Genomic DNA, 12,215 nt, shown 5'->3' on the forward strand with positions numbered 1-12,215 from the left:
TCGAGTCGTTCCTGGTGCGGGCACCGGTTCTACCGGCGCGTTCTTTATCGCGCCGGCGAGGATCGCTCGATAGATCCATTACGAATCGAATGTTAAGGCCACTGCAAAACGGTTACGGCTTCAGGTGCCCCAGGGCCCGCAGCGCCTGGGCCAGGGCCCGAACCTTGGCCGGGGCCTCGACCTGGGGGGTACCGGCAAAGCCGATCAGCAGGGCGGGCGGCAGGTACCGCTGCAGGCAGTAGTCGCTCAAGGCATAGGTGTGAACACCTTGCTCGGCCAATTGCCGGGCGACCAGTTGATCGTCCAGGTGCGGCGGTAGCCAGGCGATCAAGTGCATGCCGGCTTCTACCGGGGCAATTCGCAAGAGCCCGCCCAGCTCTCGCTTGAGGGTATCCACCAAGCACTGCTGGCGGGCTTGATACAGTACACGCATGCGGCGTATGTGGCCGATGAAGTGGCCTTCGCACATGAAGTCCGCCGTTACCGCCTGCAGCAGGGTGGGCGGGCTGCGGTCCATGACAGCGCGGATGGTGCAGAAGGGTTCGACCAGGGGCTTTGGTAGAATCACATAGCCCAGGCGCAGGGACGGGAACAGCACCTTGCTGAATGTGCCGACATAGATCACCCGATCGGTTTGGTCCATGGCATACAGCGCCGGCAATTGGCGACCGCTGTAGCGCAGTTCGCTGTCGCAGTCGTCTTCGATGATCCAGCGCTCATGGCTTGCTGCCCAGTCGATCAGTTCCAGGCGCCGGCTGTGGCTCAGGGTCACGCCCAAGGGATGCTGGCGGGACGGGGTCGTGAAGGCAAGGCGGGCATCGGCGCAGTCGGCAATGCCTTGCTGCACATCAATGCCCTGGTCGTCGATGCGTACCGGTACCACCCGGCAGCCATGGGCCTGGAAGGCTATGCGCGCGGCAATGTGGCCCGGGTCCTCCATCCACACCGGGTCGTGCGGATTGAGCAGCAGCATCGCCAACAGATTGAAGGCCTGCTGCGCGCCGGAGACGATCACCACCTGCTCGGCACTGCAGTCGATGCCACGGGCGTCGAACACGTACTCGGCGATGGCCCGGCGCAGGTCCAGTAGCCCCTGCAGCTCGCCATAGCCCAGCAGCGCCTTGCTCGGCTTCTGCGCATGGCGGCTCAGCAGGCGCTTCCACACCGCCTGGGGAAAGGCCTCGAAGGCGCCATGGCTGGGCAGGAACGAGGTCGGGGTGTCGGTGCCGCAATGGGCATAGGACACCCCGCGAAAGTGATCGCTGCGCAGCGACAGCATCGACTGGCTCAACGCCGACAGCTTCGGTGGCACAGGCGGCTGCGGCTCGGTTCCGCCTGCGCGCTCCCACTCATCGCCCACATAGGTACCGGCTCCGGTACGTGACACCAGGAAGCCCTCGGCAATCAACTGGTCGAAGGCGTTGAGCAGGGTGATGCGCGAAAGGTTCAGTTCCTGGCTCAAGGTGCGCGTGGACGGCAGGCGGATGCCCCCTTGCAGGCGCCCGGTGAGAATCTGCTTGCGGATCTGCAGGTACAGCTGGCGATAAAGCGGGGTGGTGCTGTCGCGATCGAGCTCAATACCTGAAAGCAGCAAACCGGCGGGGGACTTCATTCGGGACTCGTTGGCAAGGTGAAGAGGGCCTGATCATCGTACGAGAAAGCCTTGCGGGCGGCCACTGGCGGCTGGGTTGTCATCAAATGAAAACAGTGTGTCGTCCGATGCGAAGCACCTCGCAAGCGTAGGGCTTAGAGTCCAATCAACCTGAACTGACGCACTGCGTCCAGATCGATGATTGGAGTGACATGCATGGCCAAAGTCGTACGTTTTTATCAAACCGGTGGTCCCGAGGTGCTGCGCTATGAGGACGCCGAGGTCGGCGAGCCCGGCCCGGGCCAGGTCCGGTTGCGCCAGGTGGCTGTGGGCCTGAACTACGCCGATACCTACTTTCGCAACGGCACCTACCCGATTCCGATGCCCAACGGCATGGGTGTCGAAGCCTCGGGCGTGGTGCAGGCAGTAGGTGAGGGCGTGACCCAGGTGGCCGTCGGTGATCGTGTGACCTACACCGGTTTTCTCAACACCCTGGGTGCCTACTGCACCGAGCGCCTGATCCCTGCCGCCGCGCTGATCAAACTGCCCGAGACCATCGCTTTTGAAACCGCCGCAGCCATGACCATGCGTGGCCTCACCTCGGCCTACCTGATGCGCCGCCTGTACGACTTCAAGCCCGGCGATACCGTGCTGCTGCACGCCGCTGCTGGCGGCGTCGGCCTGATCGTTTCGCAGTGGGCCAAACTGCTCGGCGTGAATGTGATCGGTACCGTGTCCACCGAAGCCAAGGCGGAAGTGGCCAAGGCCCATGGTTGCACCCACACCATCAACTACAGCCATGAAGACGTGGCTGCGCGCGTGCGCGAGCTGACGGACGGGGTGGGCGCCAACGTGGTGTTCGACAGCGTTGGCAAAAACACGTTCATGGCCTCGCTCGACTCGCTCAAGCGCCGCGGCCTGATGGTCTGCGTGGGCACTGCCTCCGGCACCATCCCGCCGTTCGACCCGCAGATCCTGGCGATGAAGGGCTCCTTGCACCTGACGCGTCCGGCACTGGCCGACTATATCGCCGACCCCGCCGAGAAGGCCGACCTGGCCGGCGAGTTGTTCGACCATGTCAGCAGCGGCCGGATCAAGATCGAGATCAACCAACACTACGCCCTCCAGGACGCCGTCCAGGCGCACCGAGACCTGGAAGCGCGCAAAACCACCGGCTCCTCGATCTTCGTCATCTGAAGAGGGCAACACATGCACATCGAACAACTGACTTGCGCCATCGGTGCTGAAGTGACCGGTGTAAACCTGGCGGATGCGGTCCACGACGATGGCCTGTTCGACCAGTTGCGTGAACAACTGCTCAAGCACCGCGTGCTGTTCTTGCGTGACCAGAACATCACCCGTGCCGAACATGTGGCCTTCGCCCGGCGCTTTGGCGACCTGGAGGACCACCCGGTGGCCGGTAGCGACCCGGAGCACCCGGGCCTGGTGCAGATCTACAAGCGTCCCGACCAGCCGGTCGATCGCTATGAAAACGCGTGGCACACCGACGCCACCTGGCGCGAGGCGCCGCCGATGGGCTGCGTGTTGCGCTGCGTGGAGTGCCCGCCGGTGGGGGGCGACACCCTGTGGGCGAACATGGTGCTGGCCTACCAGAACCTCCCCGATGACATAAAACAGAAAATTGAAGGCCTGCGCGCTCGCCACAGCATCGAGGCCAGTTTCGGCGCCGCGATGCCGATGGAAAAGCGCCTGGCGCTCAAGGCCCAGTACCCCGATGCCGAGCACCCGGTGGTGCGCACCCACCCTGAAACCGGCGAACAGGTGTTGTTCGTCAACGCCTTCACCACTCATTTCAGCAACTACCACACCCCGCAACGGGTGCGTTTCGGCCAGGACGCCAACCCCGGTGCCTCGGACCTGTTGCGCTACCTGATCAGCCAGGCCTACCTGCCCGAGTATCAGGTGCGCTGGCGCTGGAAGCCCAACAGCATCGCCATCTGGGACAACCGCAGTACCCAGCATTACGCGGTCATGGACTACCCGCCATGCCACCGCAAGATGGAACGCGCCGGGATCAAGGGCGACCGTACCTTCTGAGCATTACCGATCCGCCCCACGGCGGACAAAAGACAATAACAAGACTGAGGATGACAGCATGCAATTCTTCGATGATTCGTTGCACCCGGAAAACATGGAAAAGGTGGTGATCACCGTCGCCCCGTACGGCCCGGAATGGATGCCTGAGGACTTTCCCGAAGACATTCCGCTGACCATGGATGAACAAGTTCAAAAAGCGGTCGATTGCTACGAGGCCGGTGCCACCGTACTCCACCTGCACGTACGTGAACTCGACGGCAAGGGCTCCAAGCGCCTGTCCAAATTCAACGAACTGATTGCCGGCGTGCGTGAAGCGGTACCTGAGATGATCATTCAGGTGGGCGGTTCGATCTCGTTCGCCCCGGAAAGCGATGGCGAAGCCGCCAAGTGGCTGTCCGACGACACCCGCCACATGCTCGCCGACCTGACGCCCAAGCCCGACCAGGTCACGGTGGCAATCAACACCACGCAAATGAATATCATGGAGCTGCTGTACCCGGAGTACCTGGAGGGCACCTCGCTGGCCAATCCGGCGATCCAGGCCGCCTACAGCGAAATGACCGTACCGGCCGGGCCTGCCTGGGTACGCGAACACCTGCGCCGCCTGACCGCGAGCAACATTCAGCCGCACTTCCAGCTCACCGGCATGCATGCCCTGGAAACCCTTGAGCGCATCGTGCGCCGGGGCGACTACATGGGCCCGCTGAACCTGACCTGGATTGGCATCGGCGGCGGCTTCGACGGCCCCAACCCGTTCAACTTCTTCAACTTCATCCACCGCGCGCCCAATGGCTGCACCTTGACCGCCGAATCGCTGCTCAAGAACGTGCTGCCGTTCAACACCATGGCCCTGGCGATGGGCCTGCACCCACGCTGTGGCAACGAAGACACCATTATCGACCAGCACGGCAAGCGCTTCGGCTCGGTGCAACAGATCCAGCAAACCGTGCGTGTTGCCCACGAGCTGGGCCGCGAAATCGCCAACGGCAAGGAAGCCCGTGCCATTTACCGCATTGGCGAGCAGTACCGCAGCATCGAGGAAACCCTCAAGGCCAACGGCATGGCGCCTAACCGCCTGCCGGGCCAGAAAGGCGTACCCCAGCGCGCCTGATGGACCAGGGTCGGCGCGCCCGACAGGCGCCGACCCGTCCGTTACAGCGTTATCAGTCAGGCTTTTCAATAACAACAAGATTTACGCCAGACAACCAGAGGAGGCAGCATGGCCGCCTATATCGCCAGCGCCACAGATGATGGTGCCGACACTTCACGTGGCATTCCGCGGCGTTATGCCTGGATTGTCTTTGCCTTGACCTTCGGCCTGCTGATCTCCGACTACATGTCGCGTCAGGTACTGAACGCCGTTTTTCCGCTGCTCAAGAGCGAATGGACCCTGACCGACAGTCAGTTGGGCTTGCTCAGCGGCATTGTTGCCCTGATGGTGGGGCTTTTGACCTTTCCGCTGTCGTTGCTGGCCGACCGCTTTGGCCGGATCAGGAGCCTGGTGCTGATGGCTGTGCTCTGGAGCCTGGCGACCCTGGGTTGCGCCTTGGCGGAAAACTACCAGCAAATGTTCATTGCCCGTTTCCTGGTAGGTGTCGGTGAAGCGGCCTATGGCAGTGTCGGCATCGCCGTGGTGGTGGCGGTATTCCCCCGCGACATGCGTGCAACGCTGGCCGGTGCGTTCATGGCCGGAGGCATGTTCGGCTCGGTGCTGGGCATGGCGCTGGGCGGAGTGATGGCCCAGCATTTTGGCTGGCGCTGGGCATTTGCCGGCATGGCGGCGTTCGGCCTGTTGCTGGCCGTGTTGTACCCGCTGATCGTCAAGGAAGCCAAGATCGCCCCCAAGCGCGCCGCCGCAGCCGCCTGCAAGGTCGCCCGACCGCTGCACACCCTGTATGGCAGCCGTTCGGTGATTGCCGCCTATGTGGCCAGCGGGCTGCAGCTGTTCGTGGGCGGTACGGTGATCGTCTGGATGCCCAGCTACCTGAACCGCTACTACGACATGGGCACTGACAAGGCTGGCGCCGTGGCGGCCATCATCGTGCTGTGCAGCGGCATTGGCATCATTCTCTGCGGCATGCTCTGCGACCGCCTGGGGCGTCAGCGCCCGGACCGCAAGATCAGCCTGGCCATTGGCTATTGCCTGGGCAGTTGCCTGTTGCTGTCGCTGGCCTTTGCATTGCCCTCGGGCACCGCGCAACTGGTACTGATCTGCCTGGGGATGATGATTGCCGCCGGCACCAACGGGCCATCCAGTGCCATGGTTGCCAACCTGACCCATTACTCGGTGCATGGCACCGCGTTCGCCACCCTGACCTTGGCCAACAACCTGTTGGGCCTGGCCACCGGGCCTTTGATTACCGGCCGCGTCTCCGACGTGATCGGCCTGCACGCAGCCTTCCAGCTGGTGCCGCTGATCAGTATCGGCGCGGCTGCCGTGTTCTTTATTGCCAAACGCCACTACCACAACGACATGGCTCGCCTGCAAGACCCTCAGGTGGCAGAGCCAGGCGTGGCCCAGGAGTTGAAACCGTGAAGCCTGTGTTGTCCATCGATGTATTTTTCGATTTTATCTGCCCCTGGTGCCTGATCGGCCAGCGCCACCTTGAGCGTGCGCTGGCGCAACTGCACGCCGAGCAACCCCGGCTACAGGTCAACTTGCGCTGGCGGGGCGTGCAGCTGTTGCCGCACATGCCTGCAGATGGCCTGCCGTTCGAGGCGTTCTATCGTGAGCGCCTGGGCAGCGAGCAGGCAGTGCGTCACCGCCAGGCGCAGGTACGGGTGGCGGCCAGCGCAGCGGGTGCGCACATCGACTTTTCCCGCATCAGCCGCATGCCCAACACCGCCGATGCTCACCGGTTGCTGGAGCGCGCCGTGGCCCTGGGCAACCCGACTCAGGTAGAGGCGCTGCTCGATCAACTGTTTGCCGCCTACTTTCACCAAGGCAAGGACCTGGGCAATCGCGCCACTTTGCTGGGCATTGCCGAGGGCTGCGGGCTGATGCCGGCACAGGTTGCCGACTGCCTGCGCGGTGAGGGTACACCGTTCACCAGTGCCAGCCCGGCGCCGGCCAGCGGTGTGCCGTGCTTCAGTTTCAACCAGCGCCGTGTGGTGTCTGGCGCCCAACCTGTGGAGGTGTTGCTTGAGGTGATGCGCGAGTCCCTGGCAGAGGCTGCAGCATGACGCTTCGATACCCCGTGCCCGCCCACAAGGTGCCAGCACGCGACAGTCGCGCGCTGGTGGAATTCGAGGGCAGGAGCCTGGCGTTGTTCAACGTCGCCGACACCCTGTACGCCATTGACGACAGTTGCCCGCACCAGGGTGCTTCGTTGTGCGGCGGGCGTCTGGACGGGCGGGTGATCCAGTGCTGCGCCCATGGCCTGCGCTTCGATCTGGCCAGCGGCTACCTGCTCAATTCCACGGCGCTCAAAGTGCCGAGCTACCCGGTCGAACGCCTGGGTGAGCAGGTGTACATCGTGTTGGATGCCCAGGAGCCTGGCCAATGAGCACAATCGCAATTGCCACCGTCAACCACCGTGCGCGGGAGCTGGCGCCGGGCTTTATCGTCAGCCTGATCGCGGCGGCGGCGGCGAGTTTTCTGAGTGAACATTACGACGCACCGGTGATGCTGTTTGCCCTGTTGCTGGGGATGGCCCTGAACTTTCTCGCGGCAGACGGGCGCTGCAAGGCCGGTATCGAGTTCACCGCACGCACGGTATTGCGCATTGGGGTCGCGTTGCTGGGCATGCGTATTACCCTGGAGCAGATTGCCAGCCTTGGCTGGAAGCCGGTGGCACTGGTCATCATTATCGTGGTGGTGACCATTGGCGTGTCGATGGTGGTCGCCAAGGCCATGGGGTTCAATCGGCTGTTCGGCATGTTGACCGGCGGTGCGACCGCCATCTGCGGAGCGTCGGCGGCACTGGCACTGGCGGCGGCGCTGCCTGCGCACAAGCAGAAGGAACATGCCACGCTGTTTACGGTGATCGGCGTATCGGCGCTGTCGACCCTGGCGATGATCCTGTACCCCATGATCGCTGACTGGCTGCAGTTGTCGCCACCGCAGGCCGGGGTGTTCCTGGGCGCCACTATCCACGATGTGGCGCAGGTGGTGGGGGCTGGCTACAGCATGTCCACCGAGACCGGCGATGTGGCCACGGTGGTGAAATTGATGCGGGTGGCGATGTTGCTGCCGGTGATCGTGGTGGCGGCGATGATCACCCGGCGCGCCGGGGACGATGCCAGTGGTCAGCGGCCGCCGCTGTTGCCCTGGTTCGCGGTAGGGTTTGTGCTGTTGGCGTGCCTGAACAGTACCGGTTGGGTGCCAGCGCTGGTGCAGGGCGGGGTCAACGACCTGTCGCGCTGGTGCCTGGTGGTGGCGATCAGTGCGCTGGGGATGAAGACCCAGCTCAAGGAACTGGCCAAGGTGGGCATCAAACCCATTGCCTTGATGGTGGGGGAGACGGTATTTCTGGTCGTGCTGGTACTGGCCCTGATGCATTGGGGGTTGTAGCCCCCAATGCGGGGCTTGCCTTGCTACTGGGCGTCCAGGCCCATCTGCCAGAAGTCGGCCTCCAGGCGCGAGGCCTGGGCGAAGACTTTCACCAGCTCCTCGAACCGACGCTCGGTCATGGCCCGTGAGGCCAGGTCGTCCAGGTGCGCCCGGGCAGCCGTCGCAACCGCCTGATAGCCGGCACCGGCGTATTCGCCGATCCACTCGCGGTACGGGTGATCGACCAGGGCCTCGGCCCCCTCGGGGCTTAAATTGCGACCGATTTCGGCATAGCCGATGACGCAGGGGGCCAGTGCCACATGCAGGTCGAGCAGGTCGCCTGCCGCACCGCAGTCCAGGACGAAACGGGTGTAGGCCACCGTCGCCTGGTGTTCCGGTGTGGCAGCAAGCGCTTCAGGTGACAGGCCCCAGCGCTGGCACAGGCGCACATGCAGTTCGGTTTCGTCGAGAATGGCCGCCAGCCCCGCCTGGGCCGAGCGAATGTCGGCCAGGGTGCGACTCTTGTAGGCGGCAAGGGCCCAGGAGCGGGCGAACTGGATCAGGAACAGGTAGTCCTGCACCAGGTACTTGCGAAAGGCTGGCTGGGCCAGAGTGCCCGCGCCCATCTGGCGGACGAAGTCGTGGTCGACGTAGCTGTTCCAGTCGGCGGCTGCGGCCTGCTTGAGGCGCTCGAAAATGTCCATGCGTTACCCCTTGAGGTCGTAGGCGGCGTCGAAAAAGGCTTGTTCCAGCGCGACGGCGCGCAGGAAGAAGTCGCTGCTGAGCTGCTCATGGGCAGGGCCTACACGGTCGAGCTCGGCGCGCAGGAAGGCGACGAAGGCCTGGAAATCCGGGTTGTCGTGCAGGGTGATCCACTCGGCATGTTCAAAGCGCGGTGGCAGTTCCCTGGGCGCACGCAGTGCCCAGTCCAGGTACAGGCCTTCGGCAACATTGAGCACCGCCAGGGCGGCGGCGTAAGAGCGGGTGGCAGCCGCTTCCTGCATGATTGCCTTGAAGCCTGCGGTGGGCACCGAATCCGGTGCCTCCAGGCGTTGAGCCTCGCTGACGCCGAGCGCCTCGAAGGCACGCAGGAAATAGGTGTTCTCTTCCCCCGAAATCACCCCGGTAAAGCGGCCCAGGCGAATGCGCGCCTCGAAGGTGTCGGCACTGGCAATGGCGGCCCCCAGCAGGGTCAGAAAGCTGTCGATGAAGCGATGGTCCTGGATCAGGTAGTTGACCATGACGGCATCGTCCAGGGTGCCGGCCATCAGTTCGTTGACGAAACGATGTTCGATGGACTGGGTCCAGCGCGGTTCGCTCTGGTGGCGAAGGGTGTCGGTAAAGCGTTCGGTCATCCTGCTGTCCTCATTGATGGCGACAGCGAGACCGATTGTTTCAGACATGGGCGGCCTCGCAGTGAGACCGGCAAAAAGGCAGGTTGGCTATCCCCATCCCTCCGCCGGCATGATCCGGATCAGGTTCGTAGGGTCACCGCGCTGCTTGCGCCAGCGGTTTCTCAGCCCGTTGCCGGGCTCCCCTTGGTGGGCCGAATCTATACAGCAAGCGCACAGGAATGTCACGTTGCCCGCTAGTGGATGCTCGAGGCCAGCTCGAAAATCGGCATGTACATCAAGATCACGATAAAGCCGATCAACAGCCCGATGAAGGTCATCAGCAACGGCTCGAACAGGCGTACGAACCACTCGATCCAACGGCCGATCTCTTCGTCGTAGAAGTCGGCGCTGCGCTCCATCATCTGCCCCAGGTTGCCCGATTGCTCACCGGCGCGCAGCAAGCGCAGCGACACTGGTGTCACCAGTTGCCCGGCCTCCAGCGCCGCCGACAGCGACAACCCTTCGCGTACCCGTTCGCAGGCCTGCTCCAGGCGCTGGCTGGCAGCCGCCCCGAGCAGGCCACGGGCCATTTGCATGGCCGTCAGGATCGGGATGCCGCCCTGCAGCAGAATCCCCAACGAGCGGTAGAACCGTGCCAGTTCATACATCACCAGGCGCCGGTGCAGGGCCGGCAGGCGTTCGAGCTGACGGTTGAGCCAACGCCGCACCCGCGGGTCGCGGCGCAGCACGAACATTCCCACCAGCGTTGCGACAAAACCGATGCCCAGCGGTGCCTGGTGGGCATGCAGGAACATCCCGGCCTGCATCAACAACCGCGACAGCCAGGGCAGCTCGGTACCCAGGCCCTCGAACACCAGGCTGAAGCGTGGCACCACATAGCCGAGCAGGAACAGTACGACGCCACCGCCGACCAACAGCAGCAACAGCGGGTAGATCGAGGCGCTGATGATCTTCTGGCGTACTTCGTCCATGCGTTGGCGATAGGCAACATAGCGCCCCAGGGCATCCCCCAGGGCACCGGTCTTTTCGCTGGACTGCACCAGGGCGACGTAGAGCGGCGGGAACACACTCGGCAACTGCGCCAACGACTGGGAGAACGACTTGCCTTCGTACAACAGGCGCACCAACTCGCCCAGGGTCTTGCGGGCCTGGGGCGCCGACTCTTTCTCGGCCAGGCTTTCCAGGGCGTCGATCAGTGGCAGGCCGGCGTTGAGCAGGGTGGTCAGTTCCTGGCTGAACAGCACCAGGTCGAACGCCTCGCCACGCCGCCAGCGCAGCTTGGCGAAACGCTCGCAACTGCGCACGCTGACCACCCGCAGGCCTTGTTGCTCGGCCTGTTGCCGGGCTTGTCCGGCGTCCTGGGCGTCCAGCGTCAGCAAGACCACGCCAGCCTTGCCCAGTGCCTTGAGCTCGTAGCGCATGGGGCGTTCCTCCGCTTACTGCCAGCTGGTGATCTCGGCGTTTTCACCTTCGCCACCGGGTTGGCCGTCCTTGCCCATCGACAGCAGGTCGTACTCGCCATTCTCGCCAGGCTGGCGGTAGATGTAGTTGCGGCCCCACGGGTCCTGCGGGACTTTTTTCTGCAAGTAAGGGCCAGACCAGCGGGTTTCGTCGCTGGGGGCAGCCACCAGTGCGTTCAGGCCTTGCTCGGAATTGGGGTAATGCCCCACCTCCAGTCGATACAGGTCCAGGGCCTTGCCCAGGCCTTCGATTTGCGCCCGGGCCACCTTGGCCTCGGAGCGTCCCAACTGGCTGAAATACTTGGGCGCGACGATCCCCGCCAACAACCCCAGCACCACCAGCACGACCAGCAGTTCGAGCAGGGTGAACCCCTGTTGTGCGCGTTTCTTGTTGTGCATGACCAGCCCTCCATTGTGCGTCTGCAAGGCCTCATGCAAATGCCGTGCGCGTCTGCGCCAAGCCTTTGCGCCACGGGCACGGCAAGGCGGCACAGTGCTTGCGTCAGTGGATAAAAGCCTCGGCAATCGGGGCATATGCCCCACTTTTCGGGGGACGCAACGGGGAGGGCGGCAGCATGCGCTGGCTCACTGCAGGAATGTTTGTCTGGCTGGCATCGACCAGCCCGGTCCAGGCCGATGTCTACATCTCGATCAAGGCAGATGGCAGCTACGTGCTGTCCAATGTCCACCGGCCTGGACGCCAGTACGAACGGGTGATCAGCGAACCTGGGGCAAGCCTGGCCAGTAGCGGCCAGGCGCAACTGATCACCGGCATGCCTTATGCCAAGGTGGTCGCGGCGGCGGCCAAGGCCAACGACCTGCCCGAAGCCCTGCTGCATGCGGTGATCCAGGCCGAATCGCGCTACGACCCCAATGCCCGGTCGGCCAGTGGCGCGGTGGGCCTGATGCAACTGATGCCCGACACCGCCAAGGAGCTGGGCGTCAAGAACGCCCTGGACCCGGCCTCCAACGTGCAGGGCGGGGCGCGCTACTTGAAGCGCATGCTCACCCTCTTTGACAACGACATCACCCTGGCGGTGGCTGCTTACAACGCCGGGCCCGATGCGGTGATGCGCCGCGGGCGGGTGGTGCCACCGTATGCCGAGACCCAGCGCTACGTGCCCAAGGTGTTGCGCCAGTACCGGCGGTTGCAGGGCCTGGCCATGGATGCGCCGCTGTGAGGGCTTATCGCGGGGCAAGGGTGGGAGCGGGACTGCCCCGCGATAAGGGTTACCCCCGTTTAGTGGGGAATACCGGGG

13 protein-coding genes and 1 riboswitch are annotated in these 12,215 nt (G+C 63.9%); of the genes, 8 read left to right on the forward strand and 5 right to left on the reverse strand.

Annotated elements, in window-relative coordinates; all coding sequences use genetic code 11:
- Positions 1–112 precede the first annotated feature (112 nt).
- Positions 113–1,612 (reverse strand): MocR-like pyridoxine biosynthesis transcription factor PdxR, encoded by a 1,500-nt coding sequence (gene pdxR / locus H621_RS0120100; RefSeq protein ID WP_028945093.1) that lies wholly within the window; start codon positions 1,610–1,612, stop codon positions 113–115.
- 195 nt (positions 1,613–1,807) lie between these two features.
- On the opposite strand from pdxR, the gene H621_RS0120105 reads away from it, so the two are divergent.
- The 7 genes from H621_RS0120105 to H621_RS0120135 all read left to right on the forward strand — a co-directional run bounded on the left by H621_RS0120105 (position 1,808) and on the right by H621_RS0120135 (position 8,162).
- Complete coding sequence (locus H621_RS0120105; RefSeq protein WP_028945094.1) at positions 1,808–2,788, forward strand: quinone oxidoreductase family protein; 981 nt, start codon at positions 1,808–1,810, stop codon at positions 2,786–2,788.
- 12 nt (positions 2,789–2,800) lie between these two features.
- Positions 2,801–3,649: a TauD/TfdA dioxygenase family protein gene (locus H621_RS0120110; RefSeq protein WP_028945095.1), complete on the forward strand. Its 849-nt coding sequence runs from the start codon at positions 2,801–2,803 to the stop codon at positions 3,647–3,649.
- A gap of 58 nt (positions 3,650–3,707) precedes the next feature.
- The gene (locus tag H621_RS0120115) at positions 3,708–4,760 is read left to right on the forward strand and encodes a beta-keto acid cleavage family enzyme (RefSeq protein WP_028945096.1); all 1,053 of its coding nucleotides are present in this window, start codon (positions 3,708–3,710) and stop codon (positions 4,758–4,760) included.
- A 108-nt stretch (positions 4,761–4,868) separates the two neighbouring features.
- Positions 4,869–6,185, forward strand: a complete 1,317-nt coding sequence (locus H621_RS0120120) for an MFS transporter (protein WP_028945097.1) — start codon at positions 4,869–4,871, stop codon at positions 6,183–6,185.
- Positions 6,182–6,832 carry a DsbA family oxidoreductase gene (locus tag H621_RS0120125; protein ID WP_028945098.1) on the forward strand — a complete coding sequence of 217 codons (651 nt, stop codon included), beginning with the start codon at positions 6,182–6,184 and terminating at the stop codon, positions 6,830–6,832. The genes H621_RS0120120 and H621_RS0120125 overlap by 4 nt, the downstream gene beginning before the upstream one ends.
- The gene (locus tag H621_RS0120130) at positions 6,829–7,155 is read left to right on the forward strand and encodes a Rieske (2Fe-2S) protein (protein WP_028945099.1); all 327 of its coding nucleotides are present in this window, start codon (positions 6,829–6,831) and stop codon (positions 7,153–7,155) included. The genes H621_RS0120125 and H621_RS0120130 overlap by 4 nt, the downstream gene beginning before the upstream one ends.
- Complete coding sequence (locus H621_RS0120135; protein WP_028945100.1) at positions 7,152–8,162, forward strand: YeiH family protein; 1,011 nt, start codon at positions 7,152–7,154, stop codon at positions 8,160–8,162. Before H621_RS0120130 ends, H621_RS0120135 begins: the two co-directional genes overlap by 4 nt.
- A gap of 23 nt (positions 8,163–8,185) precedes the next feature.
- Here the strand turns inward: H621_RS0120135 and H621_RS0120140 are convergent, their stop codons facing one another.
- The 4 genes from H621_RS0120140 to gspG all read right to left on the reverse strand — a co-directional run bounded on the left by H621_RS0120140 (position 8,186) and on the right by gspG (position 11,355).
- The gene (locus H621_RS0120140) at positions 8,186–8,845 is read right to left on the reverse strand and encodes a TenA family protein (protein WP_028945101.1); all 660 of its coding nucleotides are present in this window, start codon (positions 8,843–8,845) and stop codon (positions 8,186–8,188) included.
- Between the two features lie 3 nt (positions 8,846–8,848).
- Complete coding sequence (locus H621_RS0120145; RefSeq protein WP_028945102.1) at positions 8,849–9,496, reverse strand: TenA family protein; 648 nt, start codon at positions 9,494–9,496, stop codon at positions 8,849–8,851.
- A gap of 79 nt (positions 9,497–9,575) precedes the next feature.
- Positions 9,576–9,690: riboswitch (TPP riboswitch) on the reverse strand.
- A gap of 39 nt (positions 9,691–9,729) precedes the next feature.
- A complete protein-coding gene (locus tag H621_RS0120150) occupies positions 9,730–10,917 on the reverse strand; it encodes a type II secretion system F family protein (protein WP_028945103.1) in 1,188 nt (395 codons plus the stop codon).
- 15 nt (positions 10,918–10,932) lie between these two features.
- Positions 10,933–11,355, reverse strand: coding sequence for a type II secretion system major pseudopilin GspG (gspG, locus tag H621_RS0120155; RefSeq protein WP_028945104.1), 423 nt, complete (start codon positions 11,353–11,355; stop codon positions 10,933–10,935).
- A gap of 176 nt (positions 11,356–11,531) precedes the next feature.
- Here gspG and H621_RS0120160 point away from each other — a divergent pair, with 176 nt between their 5' ends.
- A complete protein-coding gene (locus H621_RS0120160) occupies positions 11,532–12,137 on the forward strand; it encodes a lytic transglycosylase domain-containing protein (protein ID WP_028945105.1) in 606 nt (201 codons plus the stop codon).
- Positions 12,138–12,215 lie beyond the last annotated feature (78 nt).

The organism is Pseudomonas vranovensis DSM 16006, from assembly GCF_000425805.1.
Lineage (GTDB): Bacteria > Pseudomonadota > Gammaproteobacteria > Pseudomonadales > Pseudomonadaceae > Aquipseudomonas > Aquipseudomonas vranovensis.

Bases quoted from the DNA above. Each gene is read 5' to 3' on its own strand.
- H621_RS0120105 (WP_028945094.1), top strand. From the start codon at position 1,808: ATGGCCAAAGTCGTACGTTTTTATCAAACCGGTGGTCCCGAGGTGCTG.
- H621_RS0120145 (WP_028945102.1), bottom strand. From the start codon at position 9,496: ATGACCGAACGCTTTACCGACACCCTTCGCCACCAGAGCGAACCGCGC.
- H621_RS0120135 (WP_028945100.1), top strand. From the start codon at position 7,152: ATGAGCACAATCGCAATTGCCACCGTCAACCACCGTGCGCGGGAGCTG.
- H621_RS0120160 (WP_028945105.1), top strand. From the start codon at position 11,532: ATGCGCTGGCTCACTGCAGGAATGTTTGTCTGGCTGGCATCGACCAGC.
- H621_RS0120140 (WP_028945101.1), bottom strand. From the start codon at position 8,845: ATGGACATTTTCGAGCGCCTCAAGCAGGCCGCAGCCGCCGACTGGAAC.
- H621_RS0120130 (WP_028945099.1), top strand. From the start codon at position 6,829: ATGACGCTTCGATACCCCGTGCCCGCCCACAAGGTGCCAGCACGCGAC.
- gspG (WP_028945104.1), bottom strand. From the start codon at position 11,355: ATGCACAACAAGAAACGCGCACAACAGGGGTTCACCCTGCTCGAACTG.
- H621_RS0120120 (WP_028945097.1), top strand. From the start codon at position 4,869: ATGGCCGCCTATATCGCCAGCGCCACAGATGATGGTGCCGACACTTCA.
- H621_RS0120115 (WP_028945096.1), top strand. From the start codon at position 3,708: ATGCAATTCTTCGATGATTCGTTGCACCCGGAAAACATGGAAAAGGTG.
- H621_RS0120150 (WP_028945103.1), bottom strand. From the start codon at position 10,917: ATGCGCTACGAGCTCAAGGCACTGGGCAAGGCTGGCGTGGTCTTGCTG.
- pdxR (WP_028945093.1), bottom strand. From the start codon at position 1,612: ATGAAGTCCCCCGCCGGTTTGCTGCTTTCAGGTATTGAGCTCGATCGC.
- H621_RS0120110 (WP_028945095.1), top strand. From the start codon at position 2,801: ATGCACATCGAACAACTGACTTGCGCCATCGGTGCTGAAGTGACCGGT.